31 protein-coding genes are annotated in these 26,475 nt (G+C 60.7%); 27 read left to right on the top strand and 4 right to left on the bottom strand.

The genetic code is table 11. The features are described from left to right. From VWY75_RS01540 to VWY75_RS01485, 12 genes are all read left to right on the top strand, one after another. Positions 1-882 (top strand): carbohydrate ABC transporter permease, encoded by an 882-nt coding sequence (locus tag VWY75_RS01540; RefSeq protein ID WP_416538550.1) that lies wholly within the window; start codon positions 1-3, stop codon positions 880-882. 184 nt (positions 883-1,066) lie between these two features. Next, positions 1,067-2,041 carry a hypothetical protein gene (locus tag VWY75_RS01535; RefSeq protein ID WP_416538549.1) on the top strand — a complete coding sequence of 325 codons (975 nt, stop codon included), beginning with the start codon at positions 1,067-1,069 and terminating at the stop codon, positions 2,039-2,041. A 195-nt stretch (positions 2,042-2,236) separates the two neighbouring features. Continuing rightward, on the top strand, positions 2,237-2,767 hold the full coding sequence (locus VWY75_RS01530; RefSeq protein ID WP_416538547.1) for an ester cyclase: 531 nt from the start codon (positions 2,237-2,239) through the stop codon (positions 2,765-2,767). Positions 2,768-2,778: 11 nt separating this feature from the next. Then, positions 2,779-4,107, top strand: coding sequence for a histidinol dehydrogenase (gene hisD / locus VWY75_RS01525; RefSeq protein WP_416538601.1), 1,329 nt, complete (start codon positions 2,779-2,781; stop codon positions 4,105-4,107). Positions 4,108-4,172: 65 nt separating this feature from the next. Then, entirely contained in the window at positions 4,173-5,222 is a 1,050-nt protein-coding gene (locus VWY75_RS01520) for an ester cyclase (protein ID WP_416538546.1), read from the top strand. Further along, a complete protein-coding gene (locus tag VWY75_RS01515; RefSeq protein WP_416538545.1) occupies positions 5,219-5,983 on the top strand; it encodes an SDR family NAD(P)-dependent oxidoreductase in 765 nt (254 codons plus the stop codon). Before VWY75_RS01520 ends, VWY75_RS01515 begins: the two co-directional genes overlap by 4 nt. Further along, positions 5,980-6,996: a LacI family DNA-binding transcriptional regulator gene (locus tag VWY75_RS01510; protein WP_416538544.1), complete on the top strand. Its 1,017-nt coding sequence runs from the start codon at positions 5,980-5,982 to the stop codon at positions 6,994-6,996. The genes VWY75_RS01515 and VWY75_RS01510 overlap by 4 nt, the downstream gene beginning before the upstream one ends. Then, positions 6,993-7,982: an ester cyclase gene (locus tag VWY75_RS01505; protein ID WP_416538543.1), complete on the top strand. Its 990-nt coding sequence runs from the start codon at positions 6,993-6,995 to the stop codon at positions 7,980-7,982. The genes VWY75_RS01510 and VWY75_RS01505 overlap by 4 nt, the downstream gene beginning before the upstream one ends. Positions 7,983-8,133: 151 nt before the next feature. Beyond that, entirely contained in the window at positions 8,134-9,096 is a 963-nt protein-coding gene (locus tag VWY75_RS01500; RefSeq protein WP_416538542.1) for a cupin, read from the top strand. A gap of 28 nt (positions 9,097-9,124) precedes the next feature. Beyond that, positions 9,125-10,249 carry a cobalamin-independent methionine synthase II family protein gene (locus VWY75_RS01495; RefSeq protein ID WP_416538541.1) on the top strand — a complete coding sequence of 375 codons (1,125 nt, stop codon included), beginning with the start codon at positions 9,125-9,127 and terminating at the stop codon, positions 10,247-10,249. Then, a complete protein-coding gene (locus VWY75_RS01490; protein ID WP_416538540.1) occupies positions 10,246-10,941 on the top strand; it encodes an alpha/beta fold hydrolase in 696 nt (231 codons plus the stop codon). Before VWY75_RS01495 ends, VWY75_RS01490 begins: the two co-directional genes overlap by 4 nt. Beyond that, a complete protein-coding gene (locus tag VWY75_RS01485) occupies positions 10,938-11,633 on the top strand; it encodes an RraA family protein (RefSeq protein ID WP_416538539.1) in 696 nt (231 codons plus the stop codon). Before VWY75_RS01490 ends, VWY75_RS01485 begins: the two co-directional genes overlap by 4 nt. A 385-nt stretch (positions 11,634-12,018) precedes the next feature. Here VWY75_RS01485 and VWY75_RS01480 read toward each other — a convergent pair whose 3' ends face one another. From VWY75_RS01480 to VWY75_RS01470, 3 genes are all read right to left on the bottom strand, one after another. Then, entirely contained in the window at positions 12,019-12,246 is a 228-nt protein-coding gene (locus VWY75_RS01480) for a hypothetical protein (protein ID WP_416538538.1), read from the bottom strand. Between the two features lie 169 nt (positions 12,247-12,415). After that, on the bottom strand, positions 12,416-12,673 hold the full coding sequence (locus tag VWY75_RS01475; RefSeq protein WP_416538537.1) for a helix-turn-helix domain-containing protein: 258 nt from the start codon (positions 12,671-12,673) through the stop codon (positions 12,416-12,418). A 124-nt stretch (positions 12,674-12,797) separates the two neighbouring features. After that, entirely contained in the window at positions 12,798-13,058 is a 261-nt protein-coding gene (locus VWY75_RS01470) for a hypothetical protein (protein ID WP_416538536.1), read from the bottom strand. A 203-nt stretch (positions 13,059-13,261) separates the two neighbouring features. Between VWY75_RS01470 and VWY75_RS01465 the strand changes: the two genes are divergently transcribed. The 15 genes from VWY75_RS01465 to VWY75_RS01395 are packed head-to-tail and all read left to right on the top strand — an operon-like array spanning position 13,262 to position 24,729. Then, complete coding sequence (locus VWY75_RS01465; protein WP_416538535.1) at positions 13,262-13,615, top strand: hypothetical protein; 354 nt, start codon at positions 13,262-13,264, stop codon at positions 13,613-13,615. A gap of 43 nt (positions 13,616-13,658) precedes the next feature. Continuing rightward, a complete protein-coding gene (locus VWY75_RS01460; RefSeq protein ID WP_416538600.1) occupies positions 13,659-14,273 on the top strand; it encodes a lytic transglycosylase domain-containing protein in 615 nt (204 codons plus the stop codon). Then, complete coding sequence (locus VWY75_RS01455) at positions 14,270-14,563, top strand: TrbC/VirB2 family protein (protein ID WP_035252599.1); 294 nt, start codon at positions 14,270-14,272, stop codon at positions 14,561-14,563. Before VWY75_RS01460 ends, VWY75_RS01455 begins: the two co-directional genes overlap by 4 nt. After that, positions 14,556-14,834 carry a type IV secretion system protein VirB3 gene (locus VWY75_RS01450; RefSeq protein ID WP_416538534.1) on the top strand — a complete coding sequence of 93 codons (279 nt, stop codon included), beginning with the start codon at positions 14,556-14,558 and terminating at the stop codon, positions 14,832-14,834. The genes VWY75_RS01455 and VWY75_RS01450 overlap by 8 nt, the downstream gene beginning before the upstream one ends. Further along, positions 14,824-17,187: a type IV secretion system protein B4 gene (locus tag VWY75_RS01445; protein WP_416538533.1), complete on the top strand. Its 2,364-nt coding sequence runs from the start codon at positions 14,824-14,826 to the stop codon at positions 17,185-17,187. Before VWY75_RS01450 ends, VWY75_RS01445 begins: the two co-directional genes overlap by 11 nt. Continuing rightward, positions 17,184-17,351 (top strand): hypothetical protein, encoded by a 168-nt coding sequence (locus VWY75_RS01440; protein WP_162841715.1) that lies wholly within the window; start codon positions 17,184-17,186, stop codon positions 17,349-17,351. The genes VWY75_RS01445 and VWY75_RS01440 overlap by 4 nt, the downstream gene beginning before the upstream one ends. A 55-nt stretch (positions 17,352-17,406) precedes the next feature. Continuing rightward, entirely contained in the window at positions 17,407-18,495 is a 1,089-nt protein-coding gene (locus tag VWY75_RS01435; protein ID WP_416538599.1) for a lytic transglycosylase domain-containing protein, read from the top strand. After that, positions 18,495-19,304: a type IV secretion system protein gene (locus VWY75_RS01430; RefSeq protein ID WP_416538532.1), complete on the top strand. Its 810-nt coding sequence runs from the start codon at positions 18,495-18,497 to the stop codon at positions 19,302-19,304. The genes VWY75_RS01435 and VWY75_RS01430 overlap by 1 nt, the downstream gene beginning before the upstream one ends. 14 nt (positions 19,305-19,318) lie before the next feature. Continuing rightward, on the top strand, positions 19,319-19,975 hold the full coding sequence (locus tag VWY75_RS01425; protein ID WP_416538531.1) for a virB8 family protein: 657 nt from the start codon (positions 19,319-19,321) through the stop codon (positions 19,973-19,975). Between the two features lies 1 nt (position 19,976). Further along, complete coding sequence (locus VWY75_RS01420; RefSeq protein ID WP_416538530.1) at positions 19,977-20,672, top strand: TrbG/VirB9 family P-type conjugative transfer protein; 696 nt, start codon at positions 19,977-19,979, stop codon at positions 20,670-20,672. After that, positions 20,669-22,048, top strand: a complete 1,380-nt coding sequence (locus VWY75_RS01415; RefSeq protein ID WP_416538529.1) for a TrbI/VirB10 family protein — start codon at positions 20,669-20,671, stop codon at positions 22,046-22,048. Before VWY75_RS01420 ends, VWY75_RS01415 begins: the two co-directional genes overlap by 4 nt. Before the next feature lie 4 nt (positions 22,049-22,052). Further along, the gene (locus tag VWY75_RS01410; protein ID WP_416538528.1) at positions 22,053-23,039 is read left to right on the top strand and encodes an ATPase, T2SS/T4P/T4SS family; all 987 of its coding nucleotides are present in this window, start codon (positions 22,053-22,055) and stop codon (positions 23,037-23,039) included. Next, positions 23,036-23,230, top strand: a complete 195-nt coding sequence (locus VWY75_RS01405; RefSeq protein ID WP_416538527.1) for a hypothetical protein — start codon at positions 23,036-23,038, stop codon at positions 23,228-23,230. The genes VWY75_RS01410 and VWY75_RS01405 overlap by 4 nt, the downstream gene beginning before the upstream one ends. After that, positions 23,227-23,640: a hypothetical protein gene (locus tag VWY75_RS01400; RefSeq protein WP_416538526.1), complete on the top strand. Its 414-nt coding sequence runs from the start codon at positions 23,227-23,229 to the stop codon at positions 23,638-23,640. Before VWY75_RS01405 ends, VWY75_RS01400 begins: the two co-directional genes overlap by 4 nt. Before the next feature lie 12 nt (positions 23,641-23,652). After that, complete coding sequence (locus VWY75_RS01395; protein ID WP_102859897.1) at positions 23,653-24,729, top strand: type IV secretion system protein; 1,077 nt, start codon at positions 23,653-23,655, stop codon at positions 24,727-24,729. A 210-nt stretch (positions 24,730-24,939) separates the two neighbouring features. Here VWY75_RS01395 and tnpC read toward each other — a convergent pair whose 3' ends face one another. Next, positions 24,940-26,451: an IS66 family transposase gene (gene tnpC / locus VWY75_RS01390; RefSeq protein WP_416538525.1), complete on the bottom strand. Its 1,512-nt coding sequence runs from the start codon at positions 26,449-26,451 to the stop codon at positions 24,940-24,942. Positions 26,452-26,475: the final 24 nt, after the last annotated feature.

The raw sequence follows: 26,475 nt of genomic DNA, 5'->3' as shown, positions 1-26,475 counted from the left end.
ATGGCCAGCCGCGCACAAAGAATGCCCAAGGGTTTGAGGATCGCGTCATCCCTTTTCGTCATCTTCTGGTTCATCCTGGCGGCGTTTCCCTTCGCCTGGACGGTCTGGGGGTCGTTCAAAGTCGAACTCGACTTCTTCTCGATCGCCGACTGGACCAACGCGATCACCGGCGAACGTACGAAAGCCGTTTACGGCTCGGCCTTTACCGATACCGGTTATGCCGGAGCATGGATCCAGGAAGAGTTCTGGCGAAATGTGCTGAACACGGGCCTCGTGTGCTTCTTCGTGGTCACCATTTCGCTGACCATTGGGACGCTGGGGGGGTATGCCCTGTCGCGTTCCACCTATAACTACACGTTCTGGCTGCTGATCACGGCGCTGATCTTCCGCGCCATGCCGCCGATCACTCTGGTTGCCGGTTACCTGCTGCCGTTCTTCGAGTGGAACGTTTGGGGCATCCTGCCGACCACGATCATCGTGTTGGTGGCGATCAACCAGCCGTTTACCCTGTGGATGCTGCACTCGTTCTTCAAGAACATTCCGAGCGAGCTTGATGAAAGCGCCAAAGTAGATGGCTGCAACCAGTTCCAAGCCTTTCGCCGGGTGATCATTCCTGTGATGTGGCCGGGTGTTATCACCACGGGCCTGTTCAGTTTCCTGCTGGCCTATAACGACTTCGCTGTGGGGGCGATGCTGCTGTCTGAAAGCAACCGCACCATGGTTCCGGCCATTGCAGCCTTCCTTGGCACCACCCAAACCGAAGGTAACGTGATGTTTGCCGTTGCTGCCGTGGTCTCGGCCACTGTGCCGCTATTCATTCTGGTGATGTTCTTCCAGCGCCAGATCGTCGGCGGCCTGACTGCTGGCGCGGTGAAAGGCTGACCAAAGTGGAGTGTTTTGAATCTCAATCCGTTTTCGCCCATGGACGAACAGCCAGACTGTCCCTGGCGGCTGTTCGTGCGCGGCGACCAGGGCGGATTCCGTTTGCGCAGATGCGGGCGGGTCCGGGTTGCGTGACGTCGATCACACGCACGCAATTCCGTACCTATCACGAGGACCAAGACTGATGTCTTCCGCCAAAACCACCTACTTCGCCTATTCCGATGCGTTGCAGCATCCCGGCGATTTTGACGCCGCCGCGCAGCGTTTCTTTGCAGCAGACGCAAAAATCAACATCGTACATCCGTTCAATGAGATCGCAGGGGCCGACGCCTATTGCGAACATTTCCTGAAGCCTTTGCGTGCGGCATTCGAGGGCCTATATCGCCGTCAGTATGTCGCTATGACTGGCGAGTTCGAAGGCGCAACCTGGGTCAGCGCCACCGGTTATTATGTCGGTCATTTCGCCCGCGACTGGATCGGTATCCGCGCCACCGACAAGCTCACCTATCTGCGGTTCGGCGAGTTTTTCCGGGTGGAAGGTGGCAAGGCGGTCGAGAGCTACATCTTCCTCGACATTCCGGAGCTGATGAACTCCTGCGGGCAGTGGCCGCTCAGCTATGTTCCCGGCGATGAGTACGGCCATACCGGGTTGGTTCAAGGCCCAGCTTCACAAGACGGCATCAAGCGTGGCGAGATGGATGCCGACGCGGGGCGGAAAAGCTATCAGATTGTCACCGACATGTTGTCGGGACTTGCCACTGAAGACGAGGCCTGGCGGCCGTATTGGCACGAAAACATGATGTGGTACGGCCCGGGTGCTTGGGGCTCGTACATCGGGATCGACCATTTCCGGTCGTTCCAGGTGCCGTTCGAAAGCCAGTTCGAAGGCTGGTCGGGCGGGTCCGCGAATAATGGCATGACACGGCACTTCACCCGCTACGGAGAGGGCGACTACACCTGCTCCGGTGGGTGGCCTTCGCTGACCGGTGTCAATGTCAAACCGTTCATGGGCTTCGGCCCGACCAATGAACGGGTACTGTTCCGGGTCAGTGACTGGTGGCGTCGTGAGGGCGATCTGCTGGTCGAGAACTGGGTGTTTGTCGATGTTCCCCATGCGTTGTTGCAGTTCGGGTTCGACGTACTGCCGGCGGTCAAATGAGCGGCGGCTGGCCACATATCACTGGGATGCGGGTCATACCGCACTCCGGGATCGCGGAGGACGCAGCATGAGCAGTTCCGCACGCAAACCCGCCGGAGCACGCTACCCGGCGTTGAACAGAATGCCACGGGATTTTCTGATCGGGGTGCGTGTCACCCCCTCACAATCCCAACGCATTCTGAAAGGAGAGGCCCGATGAAAGGCTCCCGCCCCGAACAAGCCGTGCTGACGCGCGACACCGACATGAGCAAAACCGATGAAACCCGACAGGTGATTGAAACCATGGTGGACGGTCTAAACGACCACCGCATCGACGACATTGGCGACTTTTTCGCCCAAGGATTCCGCTGGATGGGCAACCAAGGCTGCGGCACCAAGACCGGCCTGCAAGAGTTCCAGGACAACTGGCAGCGCCCGTTCCAAGCCGCGTTTTCGGACAAAACCTGCATCGACGAAGCGCGCCTCTATATGGGTGAATGGGCCGCCGCCTTCGGGCGTCAGGAAGCCACTCATTCCGGCGAGTTTCTGGGCATCGCACCAACCGGCAAGCGAGTCGAGATCCGGTACATGGATTTCTGGAAAGTCGTCGACGGCAAGATCGTCGACAATTGGGTGAATGTCGATTTCGCCCACGTCGCCGCACAGCTGGGCGTCGATATTTTCAAAGGCGAAGGCTGGGAAGCATTCGATCGCGGCGAAAAAGTAGCGCCGCGCCCCGACAAGTAAGGAAGAAGATGATGGCTATTGAATATCTCAAACGTGGCAAACCCGAAGCCGACCGTGCCGAGGATGACGCCAAGACGGCGGCCGTTGTCGCCGCCACGCTGAAAGACATCGAGACGCGTGGCGACACGGCGGTGCACGAGCTGGCGGTTAAGTTCGACAGTTATGACCGCCCCAGCTATCGCCTGTCTGAAGACGAGATCGCGTCCATCATCGCCAAGGTCTCGGATCAGGAAATGGCTGACATTCGCTTTGCCCAAGAACAAGTGACAAACTTCGCCCAGGCGCAGCGCGACAGCATGCTGGATATCGAGGTCGAAACCCTTCCCGGTGTGATCCTTGGCCACAAGAACATTCCGGTACAATCGGTGGGCTGCTATGTGCCCGGCGGCAAGTTCCCGATGGTCGCATCGGCGCATATGTCGGTCGCCACGGCAAAGGTGGCCGGCGTGCCGCGCATCATTGCGTGCACGCCGCCGTTCAATGGTGAACCGAACCCCGCCGTGATCGCCGCCATGCATTTGGGCGGCGCGGATGAGATCTATGTTCTGGGGGGCATTCAGGCCGTCGGTGCGATGGCGATTGGCACCGAAACCATTGCGCCCGTGCACCTGTTGGTCGGCCCCGGCAACGCCTTCGTGGCAGAAGCCAAGCGTCAACTGTTTGGCCGCGTCGGTATCGATCTGTTCGCCGGCCCGACCGAGACCATGGTGATTGCAGATGACACGGTGGACGCCGAACTATGCGCCACCGATCTGCTGGGTCAGGCAGAGCACGGATATAACTCTCCTGCTGTGCTTGTCACCAACTCACGGACCCTGGCCGAGGAGACCCTGTCCGAGATCGACCGCATCCTAGACATCCTGCCCACCGCTGGCACCGCGCGGGTTAGCTGGGAAGAATATGGCGAGGTGATCCTGTGTGACACTTATGACGAGATGTTGGCCGTCGCCGACGACATCGCCTCGGAGCACGTGCAGGTCATGACCGATCGCGACGACTGGTTCCTTGAAAACATGACCTGCTATGGCGCGCTGTTCCTTGGCCCGCGCACCAACGTGGCCAATGGGGACAAGGTGATCGGCACCAACCACACGCTGCCGACCAAGAAGGCGGGGCGCTATACCGGTGGTCTGTGGGTTGGCAAGTTTTTGAAAACGCACAGCTATCAGAAAGTAACCACCGACGAGGCCGCGACGCTGATCGGCGAGTACGGCTCGCGTCTGTGCATGCTTGAAGGCTTTGTTGGGCACGCCGAGCAGTGCAACGTGCGGGTGCGTCGTTATGGCGGGATCAACGTCCCCTATGGCGAAGGCGCGCCCTATCGTGACGCTGCTGAGTGAGGAGAGCTCGGGAACGAGGGGCGCTGCCCCTCGCGCTCCCCGAGGTATTTTGAGCAAGAGGAAAGATGGATCGTCATAGCCGCCACAAGCAATTGATTGCGCCCCTGCGTGCAGCGATGCGGGATTTCTCTGCGATGTCGGTTCGGAAGGCTCTTGAAGGGCTTCTGGTCGAGGATGCCGAGATCCGTCTGTGTCATCCCATCGGCTCTCTGCGGGGGGCAGGGGCGGTTTATGACGCGGCCTATGCGCCGCTCTTATCTGCGATGCCCGATTTGGAACGGCGCGATTGGATCGTGATGGCGGGCGTGGATGATCACGGCTGTGATTGGGTCGGGTGCGGCGGGCACTATGTGGGGACGTTTATGGCGCCTTGGCTGGACATTCCACCGACCGGCCATTTGGCGCATATGCGCTTTCACGAGTTCTATCGCTTTGAGGGCGACAAGGTTGTCGAAGTGCAAGCGATCTGGGACGTCCCGGAACTGATGATGCAGGCCGGGGCGTGGCCTATGGCTCCGTCGCTGGGGCGCGAGATGCTCGTCCCCGGACCTGCAACGCAAGACGGGTTCGTGGCCGGCCCCTGGGACGCCGCGCGGGCCAAGGCATCTTGTGACCATATCGTTGATATGCTGGCACATTTAGTTCGGCACCCGGCGCAAGGTGGCCCCGAAGTTATGGAGATGGAGCGCTTCTGGCATCCACGGTTCAACTGGTATGGCCCGGCCGGGATCGGCACCGCGCGTGGCGTCGAGGGCTTTCGCAACTGGCACCAGATTCCGTTTTTGGCTGCCATGCCTGATCGCGGCGCCCATGATGATGCGTTGACGTTCCACTTCTTCGGGGATGGCGACTATGCCGCCGTTACGGGCTGGCCCAACATGAAACAAACGATCAGCGGTGATGGCTGGTTGGGGATCGCGCCCGCTGGGCAAGAAATCACTCTGCGCTCGTTGGATTTCTGGCGCATGGAAGAGGGGCTGATCCGCGAAAACTGGGTACTGGTCGACCTGCTGGACATTTTCGACCAGTTGGGTGTGGATGTGCTGGCACGTATGCGCATGTTCAACAAGGCCCGACCAACGGGCAGAATTACTACGACCGGAGACCAGACATGACCCTGCCCAAGACCCCTTCTTTCCGACTGGACGGAAAACGCGCATTGGTCGCCGGGGCCAGTTCGGGGATCGGCTTGGCCTGCGCCGTGGCACTGGCCGAAGCGGGCGCCGAGGTCACTGTCGCCGCGCGCCGTGCTGAGGCGTTGGAAGATCTGGTCGCGCAGTTGAAAGACGCTGGTTTCGCAGCCAAAGCGCTGGCGATGGATGTGTCGGATGTGGCGGCCACGCAAGCTGCGGTGGCGGAGCATGGGCCGTTTGACGTGTTGGTGAACTCGGCCGGGTTGGCGCGTCACACGCCAGCCGAAGACACCTCGGAAGATGATTTCGATGCGGTCGCGGGGCTGAACATCAAGGGGGCCTATTTCCTGACGCAGGCCGTGGCCAAGGGGTTGATCGCGGCGGGGAAACCCGGATCTCTGATCAATATCTCAAGCCAGATGGCCAAGGTTGGCGGTCTGGACCGTGCTGTTTATTCCGCCACCAAGCACGCTGTGGAAGGGTTCACCAAGTCGATGGCGATCGAGTGGGGCAAGAAGGGCATTCGGATCAACACGATCTGTCCGACCTTCATCGTCACCCCTCTGACCCAATCGACCTTTGATCGCCCCGAACGCCGCGCTTGGATCGAGGACAAGATCAAACTTGGCCGCATTGGTCAGGTCGAGGACATTATGGGCGGGGTGGTGTTCCTGGCCTCCGAAGCGTCCAGCTTGATCACCGGAACCGCGCTTATGATCGATGGGGGGTGGACGGCAGAATGAAGCTCAAGGTCACATCCGCCGAAGTTGCCGAACGCGCTGGCGTCAGCCAGTCTGCGGTCAGCCGCGTCTATACACCCGGCGCGTCTGCGTCGAAGAAAACGATCGAGAAGGTACGCAAGGCCGCAGCGGAACTGGGCTATCGCCCCAATGTTCTGGCGCGCGCGATGGTGTCAGGGCGGTCGCGCATCATCGGGCTGGTGGTCGCGTATCTGGAAAACCAGTTCTACCCGATCGTGCTGGAGAAGCTGTCCAATGCACTTCAAGAGCAGGGCTATCACATCCTGATTTTCACGGCGCCAAACTCGACAGACGGAATCGACGGAGTGATTCAAGACCTGATGGATTATCAGGTGGATGGGATCGTGGCGGCCTCGGTCTCTTTGTCGTCGGACTTGGCGGAACGCGCCACGCAAGCCGGCATTCCGGTAGTGCTGTTCAACAGGGGCCAAGACAACAGCCCCTTTGTCGAGGTGACCTCGGACAACATTGCGGGTGGGCGACAGGTGGCAGAATTTCTGCTCGAGGCTGGCCATGAACGGATTGCGCATATCTCGGGCTGGCAAGGCAGTTCGACCGGGCGTGAACGGAAACAAGGTTTCAACGCCGCCCTCGCCGATGCCGGTGCCGCGTCAGTTGCCACGCTGGACGGGATGTACAAGCGTGATGTGGCCATCGCGTGCACCGAAACCCTGCTGCGTGATCACAACCCGGACGCCATTTTCGTTGGCAATGATCACATGGCCTTTGCTGTGATTGATACGCTGCGCGCCAAGGGCGTTGTGGTCGGCAATGACGTCTCGGTTATCGGCTATGACGATGTGCCGATGGCCGCGTGGGGGGCGTATGACCTGACCACGATACGACAGCCCGTAAACCGCATGGTGGACGCCACCGTCTCGGCGCTGATGCACCATATCGAAAACCCACAGAACGCTGAACTGCGACGCGAGGCCATCGAAGGGCCATTGATCGTGCGCGGATCCGCCCGCAAACCCAAAAGGATGGAGCAATGAAGGGCTTTGACCCCAAGTTCAGGGATTTCCCAGACTACATTATCGGGATCACCAAAGAGATCTGGGAAGATCGCGGTCTGGCCACGCTGCACGACTACTATGCGCCCAAGATCGTGGTGCGCAGCCCCGGCAGCGTGGTGATCGGCAATGAAAGCGTGATTGGCGCCACCATGGCGACCCTTGCAGAGTTTCCCGATCGAGAGCTGTTGGGCGAGGATGTGATCTGGTCCGGCACGCCCGAGGATGGGATGTTGTCCTCGCACCGGATCCTGACCACGGCGACCCATCTGGGGGATGGCGTCTATGGGGCAGCAACTGGCAAACGTTTGGCCTATCGCGTAATTGCGGACTGTCATGCCAAGAACAACGCCATCGACGATGAATGGCTGATCCGCGATCAGGGTGCAATTGTACGGCAAATGGGTTGGGATGTGGTGGGTTACGCCCGTGATCTGATTACCCGCGAGGGCGGACCCGAGGCTTGCGTCAAACCTTTCACGCCCGAGATCGACCAGCCCGGTCCCTATAAGGGTCGCGGCAATGACAATGAATGGGGAAGTCGCCACGCAGACATCCTGACCCGCATCATGAATGCCGACATTACCGTGATCAAAGCGGAATATGACCGCGCGGTTCAGGCTGAATTTGCGGGCGGAGTGACTGGCCACGGCTGGGATCCCGTTGAACGCTTCTGGATGGGTCTGCGCGCATCCTTCCCGTCTGCGACGTTTGAAATCCACCACCAGATTGGCCGCGACGACGCGCATATGCCGCCCCGCTCGGCCATTCGATGGAGCCTGACCGGCACGCATGACGGCTGGGGCGCATTCGGACGTCCGACCGGGGCGCGCGTGCATGTGATGGGCGCCAGCCATGCCGAGTTCGGCGCGGTCCTGCCCGGTCAGGTCAAACTGCGTAGCGAATGGACCCTGTTCGACGAAACCTCGGTCTGGAAGCAGATCCTGCTGCACACCGGTAATCTCTAAATGACGACCCGGATTTCATATCTGGATGCCAGTCAGGCGACCCGTAGGTTCCACTGCTTTCGAGCAGCCTTGCGGGCACGGCGGCTGAACAATCGCCCGCCCGGAGCTGAGATTTGCCCCCCAAATCTCAGCACATGAAAGGACCAAAGATATGAGCACCATCCAATCCCGCATCGTTCGTTACGGCGAACTGCAACCCTGTAAAACCGCCTTCATCGACGCCCACACACCGGGCTCGGACCAGAAGGAAAACTTCACCATCATCGGCGGCGGCGTGTCGGAAAGCCCCGACCAACATGTCCACATCACGGACAAGGTTGGCTTCAACATTGGCGCGGCAGGGCAGCCTCCGAAATGCCGCAACAGCTTGCACAGCCACACCACCGCCGAGGTGTTTTTCGTGGCCAAAGGCCGCTGGCGCTTCTTCTGGGGCCTGCACGGCACCGCTGGCGAGTTCATTGCCGAGGAAGGCGACATCTTCAACATTCCAACCGGCATCTTCCGTGGGTTTGAGAACGTGGGCGTTGATTATGGAATGATCATGTCGATCCTTGGCGGTGATGATGCGGGCGGTGGCGTGACTTGGGCCCCGCATGTCATCCAAGATGCTCAGGCGCACGGCTTGATGCTGGGCGAAAACGGCGTGCTCTATGACAGCAAAAAGGGCGAGGAGTTGCCCCATAACGTGGCCCAGATGCCGCTGCTGACCGACGAGCAGCTGAAGGACTATCCCGAGGTGCCCGTCGACGCAGTGATCGGCCACTATGTTGCCCGTTACTGGGATCTGGCGGCCCTTGCGGCCAAAGCGCCTGCGAAGGTCATCGGCGAAGATGCCGTCATCAAGGATAAACCGGGGTTCGAGGTCGAGTTCCTGGCGCGTGGCTCGGCCCAGACCGAGGCGATCACCGCCGACCAACCGGTGGTCCTGATGCCCGCACGTGGCCACTGGCGCGTGTCGGTGAATGACGTGATCACCACCGTGTCCAACGGTGACACCGTTCTGGTTTTGCCCGGCGAGAGCTACTCGGCAGCACCGTCCATGACGGGCGAGGCGGGGCTGTACCGCATCACCGCCACGGATGATCCGGCAGGTGCCACCTGGACCGGCAATTGATCTGAAACCAATGGGAAGGAGCCCCAATATGACACGTATCAAAACGACCCATGTGGGCTCCCTCCCACGCTCGCAGGATGTGGTCGATTTCATCTTCGCCCGTGAGAATGAACAACCGTTCAACCAAGCCGCGTTCGACGCCTGCATGACCGCTGCGGTGTCGGACACCGTACGCAAACAGGTCGAGGCCGGGGTCGACATCGTGTCCGATGGAGAGACCTCGAAGATCTCCTATGCGACCTATGTGAAGGACCGCTACACTGGCTTTGCAGGCGATAGCCCGCGCAATGCCCCCGCCGATCTGAAGATGTTCCCCGGATTTCTGAAGCGCTTGGCAGACGACGGTGGCACGCCCCAGTATGCACGCCCCATGTGCGTGGGCGAGGTCACGTCAAAAGGGCAGGGCGAGCTGGAAAAGGACATCGCCAATCTGAAGGCTGCGATGGCCGAACATGGCGCGGAGCGGGGCTTTATGAATGCGGCCTCGCCCGGTGTGATCTCTCTGTTTCTGCAGAACGATTATTATAAGAACCGCGAGGCCTATCTGGCCGCGCTCGCCGACGCGATGAAGGCGGAATACGAGACCATCGTTGCCTCGGGTCTGGACCTGCAACTAGACTGCCCCGATCTGGCCCTGTCGCGCCACATGCTGTTTACTGACTTGTCGGATGAAGAGTTCATCAAGGTCGCCAATATGCATGTCGAGGCGCTGAACCACGCGCTGTCCGACGTGCCTGCTGACAAGGTGCGCGTACATATCTGCTGGGGCAACTATGAAGGCCCGCATTGCTGCGACATTCCCATGTCCAAAATGTTCGATACGCTGATGGCAACCAAATCGCGCTATGTGCTGTTTGAAACCTCAAACCCGCGCCACGGTCACGAATGGACCACCTTCCGCGACCGCAAGGGGGACATCCCGGATGATAAGGTGCTGGTGCCGGGCGTGGTCGATACGACAACCAACTTCGTGGAACACCCAGAACTGGTCGCCGAACGCATCACGCGCTTTGTCGACATCGTGGGTGCAGACCGTGTGATTGCCGGGTCGGATTGCGGCTTTGGGACATTTGCGGGATTCGGCGCGGTTGACCCCGACATTGCCTACGCCAAGCTGAAATCACTGTCCGATGGGGCGAGATTGGTCAAATGACGCCTCTGATCCTGCTGCCTGGCATGATGTGCGACGCGCGCCTGTTTGGGCCGCAGATCGACGCGCTGTCCGGGCGCACTCGCCTGATGATCATGCCGATGGGCGCGCATGACAACATGTCCGCGCTGGCCGGGGATGTGCTGCGCTACGCGCCGCCGCGCTTCGCCATGGCGGGTCTGTCGATGGGCGGCATTCTGGCGATGGAGGTCCTGCGCCAAGCCCCCGAACGCGTGGTCGGGATCGCCCTGATGGACACCAACCCCTTGGCCGAGAAGGACGAGGTGAAAGCCCGCCGCGCCCCTCAGATCGCTGCCGCTGAAAACGGCGAGCTACGCCGTGTGATGCGGGATGAAATGAAGCCGAACTACCTGACCGATGGACCCAATCGCGGGGCCATTCTGGACCTGTGCATGGCGATGGCGACGGATCTGGGGGCAGAGGTGTTTGTGAATCAGTCCAAAGCCCTGCGCGATCGCCCCGACCAGACGGATACGCTGCGCGCCTTCACTGGCCCCGCGCTTGTGCTGTGCGGGCGGGATGACACGCTGTGCCCTGTCTCACGCCATGAACTGATGTATGACCTCATGCCCCACAGCACGCTTGAGATCATCGAAGACGCGGGCCACCTGCCCACGCTGGAACAACCCCAAGAAACCACAGCGGCCCTGTCCCGCTGGTTGGAGGCCCTATGACCCCATCCCTACTTGCCCTTCTGCAAAAAGTCGACACGCCCACAGTTTGCAATGCCATCGAAGTGGCCCAAGGCAAACGCGGCTTCATCTCCTTCACCCGCGGTACCATGCTGTGTTCTGACCCCGATGGTGGGGCAATGGTGGGCTATGCGCGGACCGCGAAAATCGCCGCAGTGAACCCGCCCGAAGAAGCGCCCGAAGTTATCAGAGAGCGGCGCATGAACTACTACCGCCACATGTCCGAAGGCCCGCGCCCGGCCGTCACGGTGGTCGAGGACTTGGACTATCCCCACGCCATCGGGGCCTATTGGGGCGAGATCAACACGACAGTCCACAAAGGATTCGGCATCTCAGGCGCACTGACCAACGGCGTGATGCGCGACCTCGGCGATCTGCCCGAAGGCTTCCCCGTAGTTGCGGGCTCGATTGGCCCGTCGCACGGTTTCGTCCATGTGAAAGAGATCGGCACTAAGGTCGAGATCTTCGGCATGAAAGTGCGCGACGGTGATCTGGTCCATGCCGACCGCCATGGTGCCTTGGTCATCCCGCCCGAGGTCATGCCGATGCTCGAAGACGCGATCCACAAGCTGCTCGACACCGAAAAGCAGGTTCTGGATCCCGCCCGTGCCGACGGTTTTGACTTCGACGCGTTCGAGAAAGCTTGGGCAGCGTTCGAAGCTTCACGGACTTGAAGCCAAGTTGGGCAAGATTGGGCTTAGGACTCTGTTCAGAGTGACTGATGCATCGAAAGATGCTCAACTCACGGCGTGGGCAATATGTTGGATTTCAGGGATCCGAGTTGATTGAGGCGATGCTCTTCGGACACGGCTTGCGACCAAAGCAACTTGGAAGGTACAGGTTGGAATAGAGCCGCAATTCATTGCGATTGTAATGAACGTCGGTTGTGGGTCGCCTTAGCGATGGCAAACGGCAGCAATGCGCGGTTCTCGCTCATAAATACGAAGTGCAGCATTGGGTACAATGGGCTCTTTGCCGACCTTCGCTGCCATCTTCTCCAATGTCCGGTGTGCTAGCGGACCACTTCCATCCAAATGTGCTGGCTGCTACCCGACAAGCCTATCCACCGTCGCCTCTTCCGATCCGCGTGAGTGCATCGAAGTCGAGTTCCTGTTTCTGTTCATCACTGATATCCGGCCGGATTTCCGATACCGGCTGGGGTCCCTGGATGTCCCACATCACCGCATGCGTGCCTATACTCCAGCGATAAACCCAACCAACAATGCTGCACCCATCGGTCCCGATCAGATTGGCGATCGCGACGCCTTCACCGTTATCCTCGTTCACTGTTTACTGACTTCCTGCACTGTGGCGCTGAATTTGCGGCATGGTGTCATAAGGCGCTCACTCGCGCCGTAGGCCGCACGTGTTGGATGTTGGCTAACTGCTCTTTCTTGAGGTAGCTGATCTCACGAGGGGGCATCCAACGCGGTTCGCCCCGAAAATTTCTTTGCTCTCAAATCTTGTGGTCGGGCTCCGTGGCGGCTTCGACGATCGCCAGAACCTCGGATAAGTCGAAGCCAAGCGCTCGGGACAATACGATGAACTCGACGACGTCGATCCGTCGCTGGCCACTTTCAATGCGCGCCACGAGCGATTGATGACAGTCGAGCCTGTCCGCCAAATCCTTTTGCCCCAGACCCGCTCTATTTCGAGCCTCGACCAAAGACCGACAAAGGGCCAGATGCCCGGTACTCCAGATTGTTTTCGCCACGCGTCACATACCTTTTGTGACGTCGCTAGCGGATGAAATCTGTTATCTAAAAAGTAGATATTTGAGGGTGTTATCGGCGTCTGGTTTCCAAGGGATGCAAGTCTGGTGCATGCCCAGAGGCCCATCAATCCCCCACCAGTTCAAGAAACCGACCATAGTCCTGACTGACTTCGCGGGCTTCCTCGAAAGCACGCGCACGCTCCAGCTCGAGGCAGCGGAAGTAGTCCTGAATGCCTGTGATATAGGCCTCGAAGTCTTGGCGGATGATGTCAGCATAGTCCCTGGCCGCTTGCGAATCGCTTGGCACGAAGGGCCGGGACGGGGCGAGACAGGTTTCCGCCTGGCTTGCAGCCGGAACGAGCAAAAGCAGTGCTACAGACTGCATGCCCACCCATCGGCTCAACCTCAGGTTTCTGAAACCCCTATTTTCCTTGATAGACGCCAATGGCCGTGCCTAGAGTTTGAGTAACCGAGATACAGCCGTATCTGCCGCATTATATCTTGCGGTTAATAATATACTATCGTAACTCTGGGCTTCAAGTGGGAATGCCCGGGCGTTGCGCGTTTGAAGAAAGCGTGAGCCGGGCCATGAACTGGGACATCGAAGCACCAAATGTGGTTACGGAAGCACGTTTCCGCGAACTCGTGGAAAGCGGCTATAGCGCTGAAATCCTGTGCCAGGAGTCGGCACATAAGAAGGGCCCCAGCTATTATGGGGTCTGGATCATGCGTGTGGTCTCTGACGAGGGCGTGGAAAAACTCCTCGTCACTGCGCGCACCCGGACGACCTATAACGACATCAAGATCCGCGAATTCAAAACCATCACGGGCGTGGTGTCCTTCCTCATCGGGATCGGCTTCTCCCATGCCGATGTCCCGCTCGAAGAAGGCCAGCGGACGACGCACAAGCTGGCTAAAACCGACAAGGACGGCAGCAAGTAGCCTTCTCCTTTTCTGTTATCTCGTGGGTCCCGCCTCCGCGCAGATGGTGCTGGTCATGGAGAGCGACGGCTCTCTGACCCCATCCCGCTCCCAGGACAGCTTTGCCCGCAATTACAATGACGGCATTGGACAAGGTTCAGCGGCCGATGATCTGGCAATCTTTGGCGAACGGGATGGTGAGCCAGACGACATCCAATTGGCAGCCCTCTCACGGCCTGCGCCCGTACCCCGCGCCGATATCCTCACTGCCATCGAGGCCACCGCCTTTCGCTATGCCGGGCATCCCGGGCTACGCGGCGCGGAGCTCTCGGTTCGCGATTGGCTAACCCTCTACCGGGCCAATATCGAGGTGGAGAGCGCCTACCGGCAGGATGCGGTCTCGAGTGCAGGCGCCATTGGCCTTGGTCAATTGATGCCAGCGACGGCGCGCGACCTCGGTGTCGACCCGCGTGATCCTATTCAGAACCTAGACGGTTCCGCCCGCTACCTCGCGATGATGCTGGAGGCATTCGGCGATCCGCGGCTCGCGCTCGCAGCCTACAACGCCGGACCGGATGCGGTCCGCCAGTACGGCGGCATTCCCCCCTACAGAGAAACCCAGAACCATGTGACCCGTGTCATGGCCGTCGTGGCCCGATTGGAAGGATCAAATTCATGAAGCACATATCTAACCTGTTTATTGCGTCGCTCGCTCTCTTCCTGCTCGTCGCAGAGCCTGCGCTTGCTCAAAGCATCGATCTCTCCCCGATCCAGAGCTTGTTGCAGGGCATTGTCGATGCGCTGACCGGTCCGCTTGGCGTTGTCATCGCGACGCTGGCCGTGCTGGGCGTCTTCCTGAGCTGGTTCTTCAACATCATCGATCTGCGCCAAGCGCTTTGGGTTCTTGTCGGCATTGCTGGCGTTGCCGCCGCTCCCACGATCGTGGCCGCGGTCTTTGCCGGTGGCTGAGCGCTCGCCCCTCTTTCTGGGCCTCGTGCGCCCGCCGAAGCTCCTGGGCCTGCCCATCATGTACGCGATGGTCTGGCTCTTCGGTTCGGTGCTGCTCTTTGTCTGGGTCCAGCACATTGCCGTGCTGGGCGTGGCCGCCCCGCTCTATCCCGTGCTTTGGAAGGCCGCGGATTGGGATCCGCGCTTCATCGACGTGATGATGACGGCGCTGCAGGAAACCCCGCCGACGCGGAACCGGTCTTTCCACGGCGGTGACAGCTATGCCCCGTGATGCTGCCCTTGATCTCCGCACGATGACGCCGGACTGGTATGCCCGCGAAACCCGCCTCGCGCATATGCTGCCTTACGTCAGCCTGGTCGATGACCGCACCGTTCGCACGCGCGTGAACGAGCTTTTCCAGTGCATCCGGCTCGACGGGGTCAACAGCTACACGACGGATGACGCCTATCTCGACAAGGTGACGGCGCTTTTTGCCCGGATCATCGCGCAACTGGGACCGGAGTTCAGCTACTACGTCCATAAGGTCTCCAAGGCGATCACGCCGGACCTCGAGCTCGTGCGCGACGACAGTTTTGCGGGCGAGGTGGATCGGCTTTGGCGCGCGAAACTCGCCTCAAGCGGTTTGCGCGACAAGACCCTGACCCTCACGGTGATCCATCGCCCGCCTCCGAAAAGCGTCCTGCCCTTCCTGAACCGAAGCGCGCCGGATCGCCTCAAGGAAGCAACCGAGAAGCGCCTGCGCCGTCTTGGCGAGGCCGTGAGTGTCTTCCTGTCAGGCCTGACGGAATTGAATCCGCGCGTGCTCACGGCCAAGAGTGGCGAGTTGATCGGGTTTCTGGGGGCGCTCAACACGGGAACGGAACTGCCGCTCTATCCGGCAAACACCTACGGCTTCCTGTCCTTCAACATTGCCAATACCCGGGTGACGTTTCACGGAGATCACTTCGAGCTCTCCGAAGGCGTCGTGGGACATCGCTACGGCAAGAGTTTCACCATCGGCGAATACTCCGAGGCCACCTCCTGCACTATGTTCGACATGCTGAACCTGCCGGTCGACATGATCGTCACGCATTCCTTCACGCCGATCAATTCGAACCTCATGGCGGGCCGCATCAAGCGGCAAAAGCGGCAGATGCAGGCCAGCCAGGACGCCGCCCTTTCGCTCATGGAAGCCCTCGACATCGCCGCCGATGATCTCGAGGCCAAGCGCCAGAGCTTTGGCGAACACCATATGGTCGTGACGATCTTCTGCGATACGCTGGATGAATTGCAAACGCTCAGCGCCGAGATCGTCAACGCCGCCGCCGCCGAAGGCGTGAAGATGATTGGCGAGCGGGTCGCGGCCAAGGCGCATTACCTCAGCCAGCACCCCGGCAACCAGCCAAAGCGCGTCCGCGCCAGCGCCGTCACCAACCGCAACTTCGCGGATTTTGCGGCCTTCCACCGGACACAGCTCGGCAAACCTGCAGCACTTACCCCCTGGGGCCGGGTCGTCACATATTTGCCCACGCCGGAGCAGAGCGCCTATCGGTTTTCCTATCACGAGCAGGGATCGCCCGACAAAGAACCGACCAGCGGCCATACCCTGATCATGGGGCGGCCCGGGTCCGGCAAATCGGTGCTGTCAGCCTTTCTGATGACCCAGGCCCGTCGCGCGGGCGCCCGGATCTTCGTCTTCGATTACCGTCTAGGCATGGAGATGGCGGTGCGCGCCAATGGCGGGCGCTACGCCTCCCTGAACGCCGGCCAGCCCACGGGTCTCAACCCGCTCTGGACAGAGACCGATGCGCGCGGCACCGCCTGGCTCTCGGACTGGCTCACAACCCTGCTCTACCGCGCCGACAAGCCCCTGACCCCGGCGCAGACCAACCGCATCCAGGAGGTCGTGCGCCAGAATGCCCAGGCCACCAATCCGGCCCTGCGGAACTGGCGGGATTTCGCATCGCTGTTCGTATCGACCGATGATGGTGGCGATCTGCACCAGCGCCTGCTCGAGTGGACCGAAGACGGTCGCTACGGCTGGATCTTCGGACAGACCCTGGAAGACACGTTCTCGCTGAAAGGCGATGTGGTGGGCTTCGATCTCACCGGTATTCTCGACAGCGAGGCCGACAAGGAGCGGATGGCGGTCCTCTCCTATCTCTTCCGCCGGGTCGAGCGCGAAATCGAGGACCGCCGCCCCACCATCATCGTCATCGACGAGGCCTGGAAGGCGCTCGACAACGCGTATTTCGCCGAGCGGCTGTCGAACTGGCTCGTGACCGCACGCAAACAGAACACCGTCGCTGTGATGATGACGCAATACGCCAGCCAGCTCGAGCGCACCCGGACCGGCAAGACCATCGTCGAGGCCGTACCGACGCAGATTCTGCTTCCCAATATTCGCGCCAATGCAGCGGATTACGCGATGCTGAACCTCTATGAGAAGGAACTCGATGTGCTTCTCAACACGGGCAGCGACAGCCGCCTTGCGCTCATCCGCGACGACCAGGGCTCGATTGTCGTCGATGCCGATCTGAGCGCCCTCGGGCCCAATCTCACCATCCTCGGCGGCATGGAAAAAGGCGAGGCGCTCGTGGGCGCCGATTACCGCGACCGCCCAGACTTTTGGAGGCTTTCATGATTCGTACCCTGTTTCTTCTCACCGCGCTCGGCGCTTTGGCCTCCTGCGCCCAGTACCAGGAACCGCAGGCGAACTGCTTCACATTCCTCGCGTCCACGGCACCTGTCGCGCCTGATTGCACCTTTACGCCTCTAGATGCGCCGGAGGGCGACATTGAAGTCTAGCCTGCCTCATATCCTGGCACTTTGCCTGCTGCCCGGTCTCGCCTTGTCTCAAGGCGTGCCGACCAATGACAGTGGGCTGACCGCGCGTGACATCGTCGAGACCGGCGATCGCGAGGCAGACTTGGCTGTTCAGGCCGAAAAACTTGCAGTGCGCGAACTCATCGCCGAGATCGAACGGGAGCAGCTGGAAACCCTGCAACGCATCCTCGATGCCCAGACCAGCTTCGGCGGTCAGGGCTTGCCGGCGATGGTCTCTGGGCTGGAAAGCGGCAGCGGCGATCCAGCCCGTTCCGTCGAAGCGGTCTACGGCAATGCCGAGATCGACCCCAATCCCGGCGGCGCACAGATGTTCGGGGATGCGGCAGAAAGCATCGAGCAGCTCATCATCCGCATCGCCCAGGAAACCAGCGGCTTTGCGGGAGTTGGCCGCGCGGGTCTCTCCCCCGTCCAATGGCGGGCCCTCCTGCAGGCGCTCATCTGGCAGGAAAGCCGCTTTACCATCGGCGCGCGCTCGCCCGTCGGGGCCTTCGGCCTCACCCAGATCATGCCCGGCACAGCCAGCGATCTCGGGATCAACCCGGAATATTACGACAGCCCCTACCTGCAGGTGCATGGCGGCGCGCGCTATCTCGCAACACAGCTGAACACCTTCGATGGCAACATCATCAACGCCCTCGCGGCCTATAACGCCGGACCCGGCCGGGTTTTCGAGTATGGCGGCGTGCCACCCTTCCGCGAGACCCAGCACTACGTGTCAGTCATCCCTGAACGCTACAATCTCTATCTGAGCCGCATCGGCGGGATCGAAGCGCTCGGAACGATCGATCCCGCGCTTCTGGCCAACGCCAACCTCTCGATCACCGGCCACGGCGCGGCCTTTTATGGCAGCAACTCACCCGCCGCGATCCGGCAGGCGGCCCTGCGCATCCGCGATATCGTCGAACGGATTTCCGAAACCGAGGATGTGCAGGAGAGCGTCGCGCTCAACACCTATGCCCGCGCCGAACTCGTGCGCTTTGTCGCCGCGCGTATTCGAATTCAGGCGGCACGCACCCGCGTCCTCTCTGCTGAGGAGTTGGCCCAGGCCAGCGCCCGAATGGCAGAGGGCGCGTTCATGGAATTCACGATCAGGGAGATTGACTGATGGGACGGAAGTTTCTGAGAACTGCCTTGGCCACAACGCTTGGGATTGGCCTGCATCTGGGAGCTCTCTCCCCTGCCCTCGCGCAAGGCGTGCCGGTCGTCGATACCCAGAACATCGCGCAGAACATCCAGCAGCTCCGGCAGATGATCGAAGACGAGATTCTGCAAAACGAGCAGCTGACGCAGCTCCGCGAACAGCTCGGCCTTCTCACGGATCAACTCGCGGAACTGCAAAGAACCTATGAGGCGCTCACCCGTCTTGCCGAACTGCCGGAGATCATCCGCACGGAAATGGAAGACGAGCTAAATGGCCTGCTCGATCAGGAGTTCGGCGACATCCTTGCGACGATTGAGGCCATCAAGACGGGGGATTTTTCGGGCCTCTCGGGCTCCGGCGCAGGCGAGATCGAAACCCAAATGGACCGGGTACTGGCCGACCTCGGATTTGACGATGACACCCTCTCGGAAATGGCCACCAGCGGCAATCCCGGGGCCAACCGCGTGGCGACGCAGGCCACCACCGGCGCGCTCGTCTCGGCCGCTGCCCAGAACAGCTATGAGGATGCCGGCCAGTCGCTGGAACGTGTCGACCGGCTCGTTGGGCTCATCGATGACATGGACGAGCTGAAGGAAAGCGTCGATCTCAATACCCGCGTGACGGCGGAGCTCGCCATCGCCCTGGTCGCCATGTGGCAGCTTGAGGCCGTGCAGACCGTGGGCGATGGCACCGGCGGCGTCATCGATGCCGCCACCATCGCCGAAGAACAGCGCTTCATGGATTTCACCTTGCCGGACCTTCGGGCCGAGTAATCGTGGGGGCATGAATGGTGGCGAGTGAACAAGAAATCATCGAGGAAGAACTGGTCTACGGTGCCTTGCGCCGCGAACTGCTCTGGCAACGCCTTGGCCTGATCGGCCTGGTCTTCGGTGTCATCGGCTGTCTGAGCGCCGCGGCTGTCTCGATCCTCGATGTTGATCCGCCGCCTGTGGTCGTGCCCTATGATCCCGCCACCGGCTTTGCACTCCCCGAAGCCTCGGTGGGCGCCTCCTCGGTGACCGCCAACCAGGCGATCATCGAGGCGGAAGTCTTCCGCTATGTGACCGACCGGGAGGTCTACAACCAGCTAGACAACGATCTGCGCATCCGCAGCGTCCTGCGCCGCTCGGACGGAGCTGCCGAGAGCGGGCTGCGCCAGATCTGGAACAGCGCCAACGAGAATTATCCGCCGACGGTCTATGGCCCCAATGCCAGGCTTGATGTCGAAATCCTCAGCATCAACCGGATCGGCACAAACCGCGCCACCATTCGCCTGCGCAAGCGCCTGACATCCCTCAATGGTGTCCAGACAGGCCTCTTCACCGCCACGCTTCTCTTCGAGTTCCGCCCCGAGACCCGCCGCTCCATAGATGAGGTCTGGACCAACCCCTTCGGCTTCACGGTCCTCGAATATTCCATCCGCTCCGACAGATTGGAGAATTAGTTTGATCAGTAAGTTCCTTGTTTCTGGCTTATTTGCCCTACTGCCGCTCTTTGCGTTCGCCGAAGCTATCCCGCGTGGCGGCCCCAACGACAGTCGGGTTCGGCTGGCAACATATCAAGAAGGTCAGGTCTACCGTCTCAGCGTGTCGCTCACCCATGTGACGACCATCGAGTTCGGCGAAGGTGAAAGCATCCGCTCGATCATCGCTGGCGACACAGAGGGCTTCGAGATCGACGGCGTGCCGGGCGGGCAGGCCTTCGCGATCAAGCCCGTTGCACGCGGCGTCCATACCAACGTGACCGTCTATACCAACCGGCGCAGCTATTATTTCAACGTCCAGGAGACCCGCAGCCCAACCTTCTACGTGGTGCAGTTCCGTTACCCCGATGACAATACACGGCCCACGCGTGCCATCGCGGCCCAAGCGCCGAACTATAATTACGGTGCCAGTGCGCGGACCGAGTTCACCCCCACCCGTGTCTGGGATGACGGGACCTTCACGTATTTCGAATTTCCGCGGAACGCGCCGGTGCCTGCGATCTTCCGCTACGCCAATGGCCGTGAGCGCACGGTCAACACGCAAGCCACCGAGGACGGCGTGATCCGGGTTTCAGGCGTGAACAGGCAATGGGTGCTGCGGATCGGGGAGGAGGTGGTCTGTATCGAGGCCACTCCGCCTGCGGGGGTGGGATCATGAGTGCTACCGGAAACGCAGACCTCGAAAAACGCCTCGCCGCCCTCGAACATGGCAAAGGCCCAAGTGCGCCCCCTGCCCCACGGCGCTCACAGCTGCTCGCATTGGTCGTCGTCCTCGTGATCGGCGCGGGCGGTGCCTTGCTCTACCTCATATCCCAACCCGAAGAGGAGGAAGCCCTGCACACGGCCACGCCGGACGTGTTCCAGAACGAAGGCGACGGGTTCGGCGCCATCGAGACCTTGCCCCCGCCCGAGCCCGAGGTTGTGTTCGTCGCACCCGATCCGGTCGAGCCCAATGCTGAGCTTTTGGCGCAGATCACCGCGCTGCAGGCCCAGATCGAGGAATTGCGCAACGCCCCTGAACCGGTCGTCGAGGAAGACACCGCCGCCGCAGAGGCGATCGACGCGCTGACCGCTCAAATCGCGGAGCTGCAAGCCGCCTCGGAAGCCGCACAGCAACGATTCCAGGACGAACTGACGGCGCGGGATCGCAGCCTTGAGCAACTCCGCATGGATCTTGAACTCGCACAGCTCGAAGCCAACCGCCCCCTCCCCGCACCCGTCGGCCCCACAGAGGACGAATTGCGCGCGCGGGAAGAAGAACGGCTCCGCCGAGAAGAGGAAGCCCGAAGGCTCGCGGAACTTGAACGCCGTGCGGCTGAGGAGCGCGCGTTTCAGGAGCGCCGCATCACTTCGCCCACCATCGCCTTTGGCGGCACCTCGAGCGCAAATGAGACGGCTCTGGCCGAACGCACCTTTGGCGAGGTGACGGATTTCGTGTTGAACGGCGCGCTGCCCACGTCCGTGACGCAGGCCGAGGTCATCGCCAATCCCTCCAACACGATCATCCAGGGCACGATGATCCAGGCCGTCATGGAAACTGCCCTCGACAGCTCCCTGCCCGGCCAGACGCGGGCTGTTGTTTCCGAAGATGTGTTCAGCTTCGATGGTTCGCGCCTCCTGATCCCGCGCGGATCCCGTCTCATCGGGCGCTATCGCTCTGGCGTCGATATCGCGCAGCGCCGCGTCACCATCGCCTGGGACCGGATCATCCTGCCCGATAATCAAACCATCCAGATCAGCTCCTTCGGGGGTGATGAGTTGGGTCGCTCAGGTATGACCGGCTTTGTCGACACCCGCTTTGATGAACGCTTCGGCTCGGCGGCACTGATCTCGCTAATTTCCGCCGCGCCAAGTGCTGCCGCCGCAAACGTGCAGGACGAAACCGCCGCGGACGTGCTGGAAGACGTGGGCGATGATCTGGCAGATGCGACGGACAGCGTCATCGGCGACTATCTCTCAATCGGCCCCGTCATCTATGTCGACCAGGGCGCCCGCGTCACGGTCATGGTCGATCGCGATCTGGAGATATTCTGAGCCCATGTCACTAAGCTATCTCGAAACCTCCCTCGACCGGATCGACGCCGCCGCCCACGACGATGTCATCGAGATCTGCATCAACCCCGACGGGACCTGTTGGGGCGAATTCCAGGGCGATCACTTCATGCGGAAACTGGACCAGATGCTGACCGCAACCGACGTGAAGGACCTCGGCAACCAGATCGCCTCCTCCGCCAATACCACCCTGAGCAAGGACCGCCCCATCGTCTCGGTCTCGATCACCTATCGGGATCGCCCAATCCGGGCACAGGTCATCACCCCGCCCGCCGTGCTCTCGGCCATGTCGATCAGCTTGCGGTTCTTCTCCAGCCTACCGCTCAAGGGCATCGAACTCGACTTTCTCTTCGGTAAGGAACGCAAGCTCGAAGAGCTGCGCCTCGAGAAAACCCGCGAGCTGCGCGAGGTCGTGGCCTCCGGTTTGATCGATGACGCCCTCGCCTTCTGTGTCGAGAACAAGCTCAACATGATCGTCTCGGGCGGCACCTCGACCGGCAAGACAGTCGCTGCGCGAAAGATCCTCTCCCATGTGCCGTCTGAGGAACGCATCGTCACCATCGAAGAAGCCGCCGAGCTTCTGCCGACCCAGCCAAATGCCGTGACCCTCATCGCCAATCGTGACGCGGAATTCCAGACCGCCGATGTGCTGCTCACCGCAACGCTGCGCTTGCGGCCTGACCGGATCATCCTCGGCGAGGTGCGCGGTATGGAAGCGATGACCTTCCTCGAGGCGATCAACACCGGCCATGGCGGGTCCATGACCACGCTCCATGCCGAAACCCCGCAACTGGCCGTGCAGCGTCTGGCCATTGCAGCCCTCAAGACCGAGATCCCGATGACCTATACCGACATGATCCAATACATCGAGAACTCCATCGACGTGATCATCCAGGCCGGTCGCCATGACGGCAGGCGCGGCATCACCGAATTCTACCTCCCCGGCGCACCCGAGATCGGAGCTTCCCCATGAAGACCTTTGAATACGATATCCTGTCCTTTCCCATGACGCGTAAGACCAGCCTTGCCGTCATGCAGGCCAGCCTGAATGCCAAAGGTGCGAAAGGCTGGGATGTGGTGTCGATCAGCTCCTCGGAATTCGCCAATGTGGGACACACGGTCTTCCTGAAGCGTGAGACCACACCCGCCGGAGCTACGGCATGAGGCAGGCGGGCTGTACCCTCGCACTGATTGCGCTGGTCCTGGGCCTTACGTCGGCACCCGCCTTCGCTGAGCGCAATCTGGTGCCGACCCACGAGCGCAGTTTCGACGTCTGTCCAGACCGGCCCGCTGAACCCAAGTGGATGCAGGAGATCCCCCTGCGCCAAGCCTATCAGCGCGTGCTTGTCCAGGACATCTACCGCGCCCAAAACCTCGAGCGCATCGTCGAGACCGAAAGCTGTGACTGTGAAATCCGGTTCCCGTCTTGGGACGCTGCCGAGGCGGAGTTTCATGAGCAGCACGCGAGTGACGAACGCTGGAAAATGCTGGAAGCATCCGACGCCTACAATCAGCGCGCCAACGACGTTCGCCTTGAGGCTAAAGCCATCTGCGAAACCGCAGGCAATTGGTAAGGCAGCCCCGTTATGAGCGTCGTCACCTATTTCGTTGAAACCTCCCAGGGCTATCTCGACACCGCCGCCGAAACCCAGTTCGGGTCCGTCGCGGCGACAGTCGGCACGCTTTTGGTGCTGGGAACAACTCTGGTGGTGATCCTCGTCTTCCTGAACATGATATACCAGTACAAGGCGATGGACGGGCGCACGGCGTTTTGGCTCGCGGTCAAGATCGGGCTCATCGGGATATTCGCGACCAACTGGGTGCAGTTCAATGCCCTCTCCTCCGCCATCCTGGCCGGCATCGACAGCATTGCGGGGGCGCTTGTCGCCTCGGTCGGTGGCGGAACCCCGGGTCCCTCTGGCACCTTTGCAGAAGAATTCGATCGGCTGATCGCGGAACTAGGGGACTATCTCAACGCCGCCGGGTCCGAGCTGAACTGGATGGCAGGGGCCATGCTCGACATTGTCGGGGTCCTCTTACTCTCGATCCTCGGCGGGCTGGCCGCCTTTATCCTCGTGGCCTCCCGCCTGATGATCGCGCTTCTGATCGGGATTGCGCCAGTGATGATTTTCCTCACCCTCTTCGAGGTCACCAAGGACTATTTCGCGCGCTGGCTGTCGGCGCTGGTCTCCTTCGCGCTCTACCCCATAGTCGTGGCCGGTGTGTTCGCGACAATCACGGGCGTCTCCTCTGCCCTCATAGGCGAACTCGGCGACCCGGAGGGAGCCTCAAACATCGGCGCGCTCATTCCCTTCTTCATGATGGTGCTCATGGCCAAGGGCTTCATCATTGCCACGCCCTTCATCGTCCGCGCGATCTCCGGAAATATCATGATGCCCGCCCTCTCCGGTGGTCTCGGCGGCGGCTACAGCTTTGCCCGCGCCGCAATGGGCAGCCAGCAGGCCTACAATCGCTACCTGATCGGTGGGGCAAGCGGTGCGGAATATGCAGCCCTCAGAGCGCGGCAGTTCTTCGGTGTGCAGCAGATGCCTGTTCGGCAAGGGATGGGGCAGACGGGTTCCGCAGGAGGCACAGGATCCGCAGACTCGGGGTCAAAAATGCTGGCGCAACTGGCGAGACTGGGTCGACTTGGACGACGGTGACGGCCCAAAGTTGACGTCCCCCCTGTCATCGAGTGCTGGGGTCGCAGCCTGCATTGCGGACATCGGATTTGAACCAACTGATGGCGGGTGGGAGAAAGGCACGCTGGACACTCGCCTGAAATAAGAATTAGTCTATTGATTGCGGGAGTTCGTCACTCCCGACGGCAAATGATTTTGGCAACTGTAGTCTAAATGTAAGCGGTGCGCCGTTCACACGGGTTTGGCGTAGTTCCAAGGCAGCAACTCTTTGATGTCCGTTTGTTTGTGCCCGCCAGCAATGGCTTTCAGGACGGCGGACAGATAGCCGTGGGGCTCAATCCCGTTGAGTTTGCAGGTCTCGATCAGGGAGGCGATGACGGCCCAGTTTTGTGCACCTGCATCGTGGCCCGCGAAGAGTGCGTTTTTGCGGTTGAGGGCAATGGGTCGGATCGTACGCTCGACAGGATTATTGTCGACTTCGATGCGGCCATCGCCAATGAACCGGCACAAGCCCTCCCAGTATTTCGCGATGTATTTCAGAGCCTCCCCGGTCGGCGATTTGGCGGAGACACGGGCGCGGTTTTGCGCGAGCCATAGTTCGAATACGTCGATAATGGGTTTTGAACGTTCCTGCCGCGCGGCACGGCGTTGGTCTGCAGTGAGGCCACGTAGATCTTTTTCTATGCGATAGAGCGCCTGGATTTGAGCCAGGCCTTCCTGTGCAATCGGGGCCGCACCAGACTGGGTGACATCATGCAATTTTCGCCGCGCGTGTGCCCAGCAATAGGCCAGCACCACATCCTGTGTAGGGCGTTTGAGCAAGCGGTTATAGCCTGCGTATCCATCAACCTGCAAAGTGCCGTTGAAGCCTTTCAAGATATTGTCCGCGTGCTGGCCAGACCGACCGGGCGCATAGGTAAAGGCCACGCCGGGTGGGTCTTCACCGCCCCATGGCCGGTCATCGCGGGCAAGGGCCCAGAAGTAGCCGGTTTTGGTGCGTTTGCACCCCGGTGCCAGGACCGGTGCAGGTGTTTCATCCATGAAGAGCTTTGTGGAGCGTTTCAGATCGTCCATCAGCGCCTCATAGACAGGGGTCAATTCGAATGCCGATTTGCCGACCCACGCGGCCAGGGTTGAGCGATCCAGATCGATCCCCTGGCGGCTGTAGATTTGCGCCTGCCGATAAAGCGGCAGGTGATCGGCGTATTTGGAGACCAGCACATGAGCCAGCGTTGCCTCAGTCGGCATGCCGCCTGCGATGATGTGAGCGGGTGCCGGGGCTTGGGTGATCCCACCTTCGCAGGACCGGCAGGCATATTTGGGGCGGCGGGTGACGCTCACCCGGAACTGGGCGGGGACAATATCCAGCCGCTCGCTGACATCTTCGCCAATGACGTGACGATCGGCCCCGCAGGCACAGGACAGCTCGGGCTCAATGACCACTTCCACCCGCTCCAGATGTTTGGGCAGTGACCTCCGGTTGGTCTGGCGCGGTTTTACTAGCCGCACGGGCGCAGTGCGCTCATCGGCATCGATCTCGGCTTCGGCCTGCGCGATGGCGGTCTCGATGTCTTCGAGTTCCAGCTCGTATTGGGCTGGATCGATTTTCTCGGATTTGGCCCCGAACAATGCTTTCTTGAAGGAGGCAACCAGGGCCTCAAGCCGCGCATTCTGATCCTGTTGCGTACGGATGATCGCCTTCAATTCGGCAATGTCATTGGGCAGATCATCAGGGGTACTCATGACCGATCTCATAACAAAACAAGG

This window comes from Phaeobacter sp. JH20_08, assembly GCF_048056635.1.
GTDB lineage: Bacteria > Pseudomonadota > Alphaproteobacteria > Rhodobacterales > Rhodobacteraceae > Phaeobacter > Phaeobacter bryozoorum.
The sequence above is the reverse complement of the archived record's forward strand: the minus strand, read 5'-3'. Positions and strand labels throughout refer to the sequence as shown.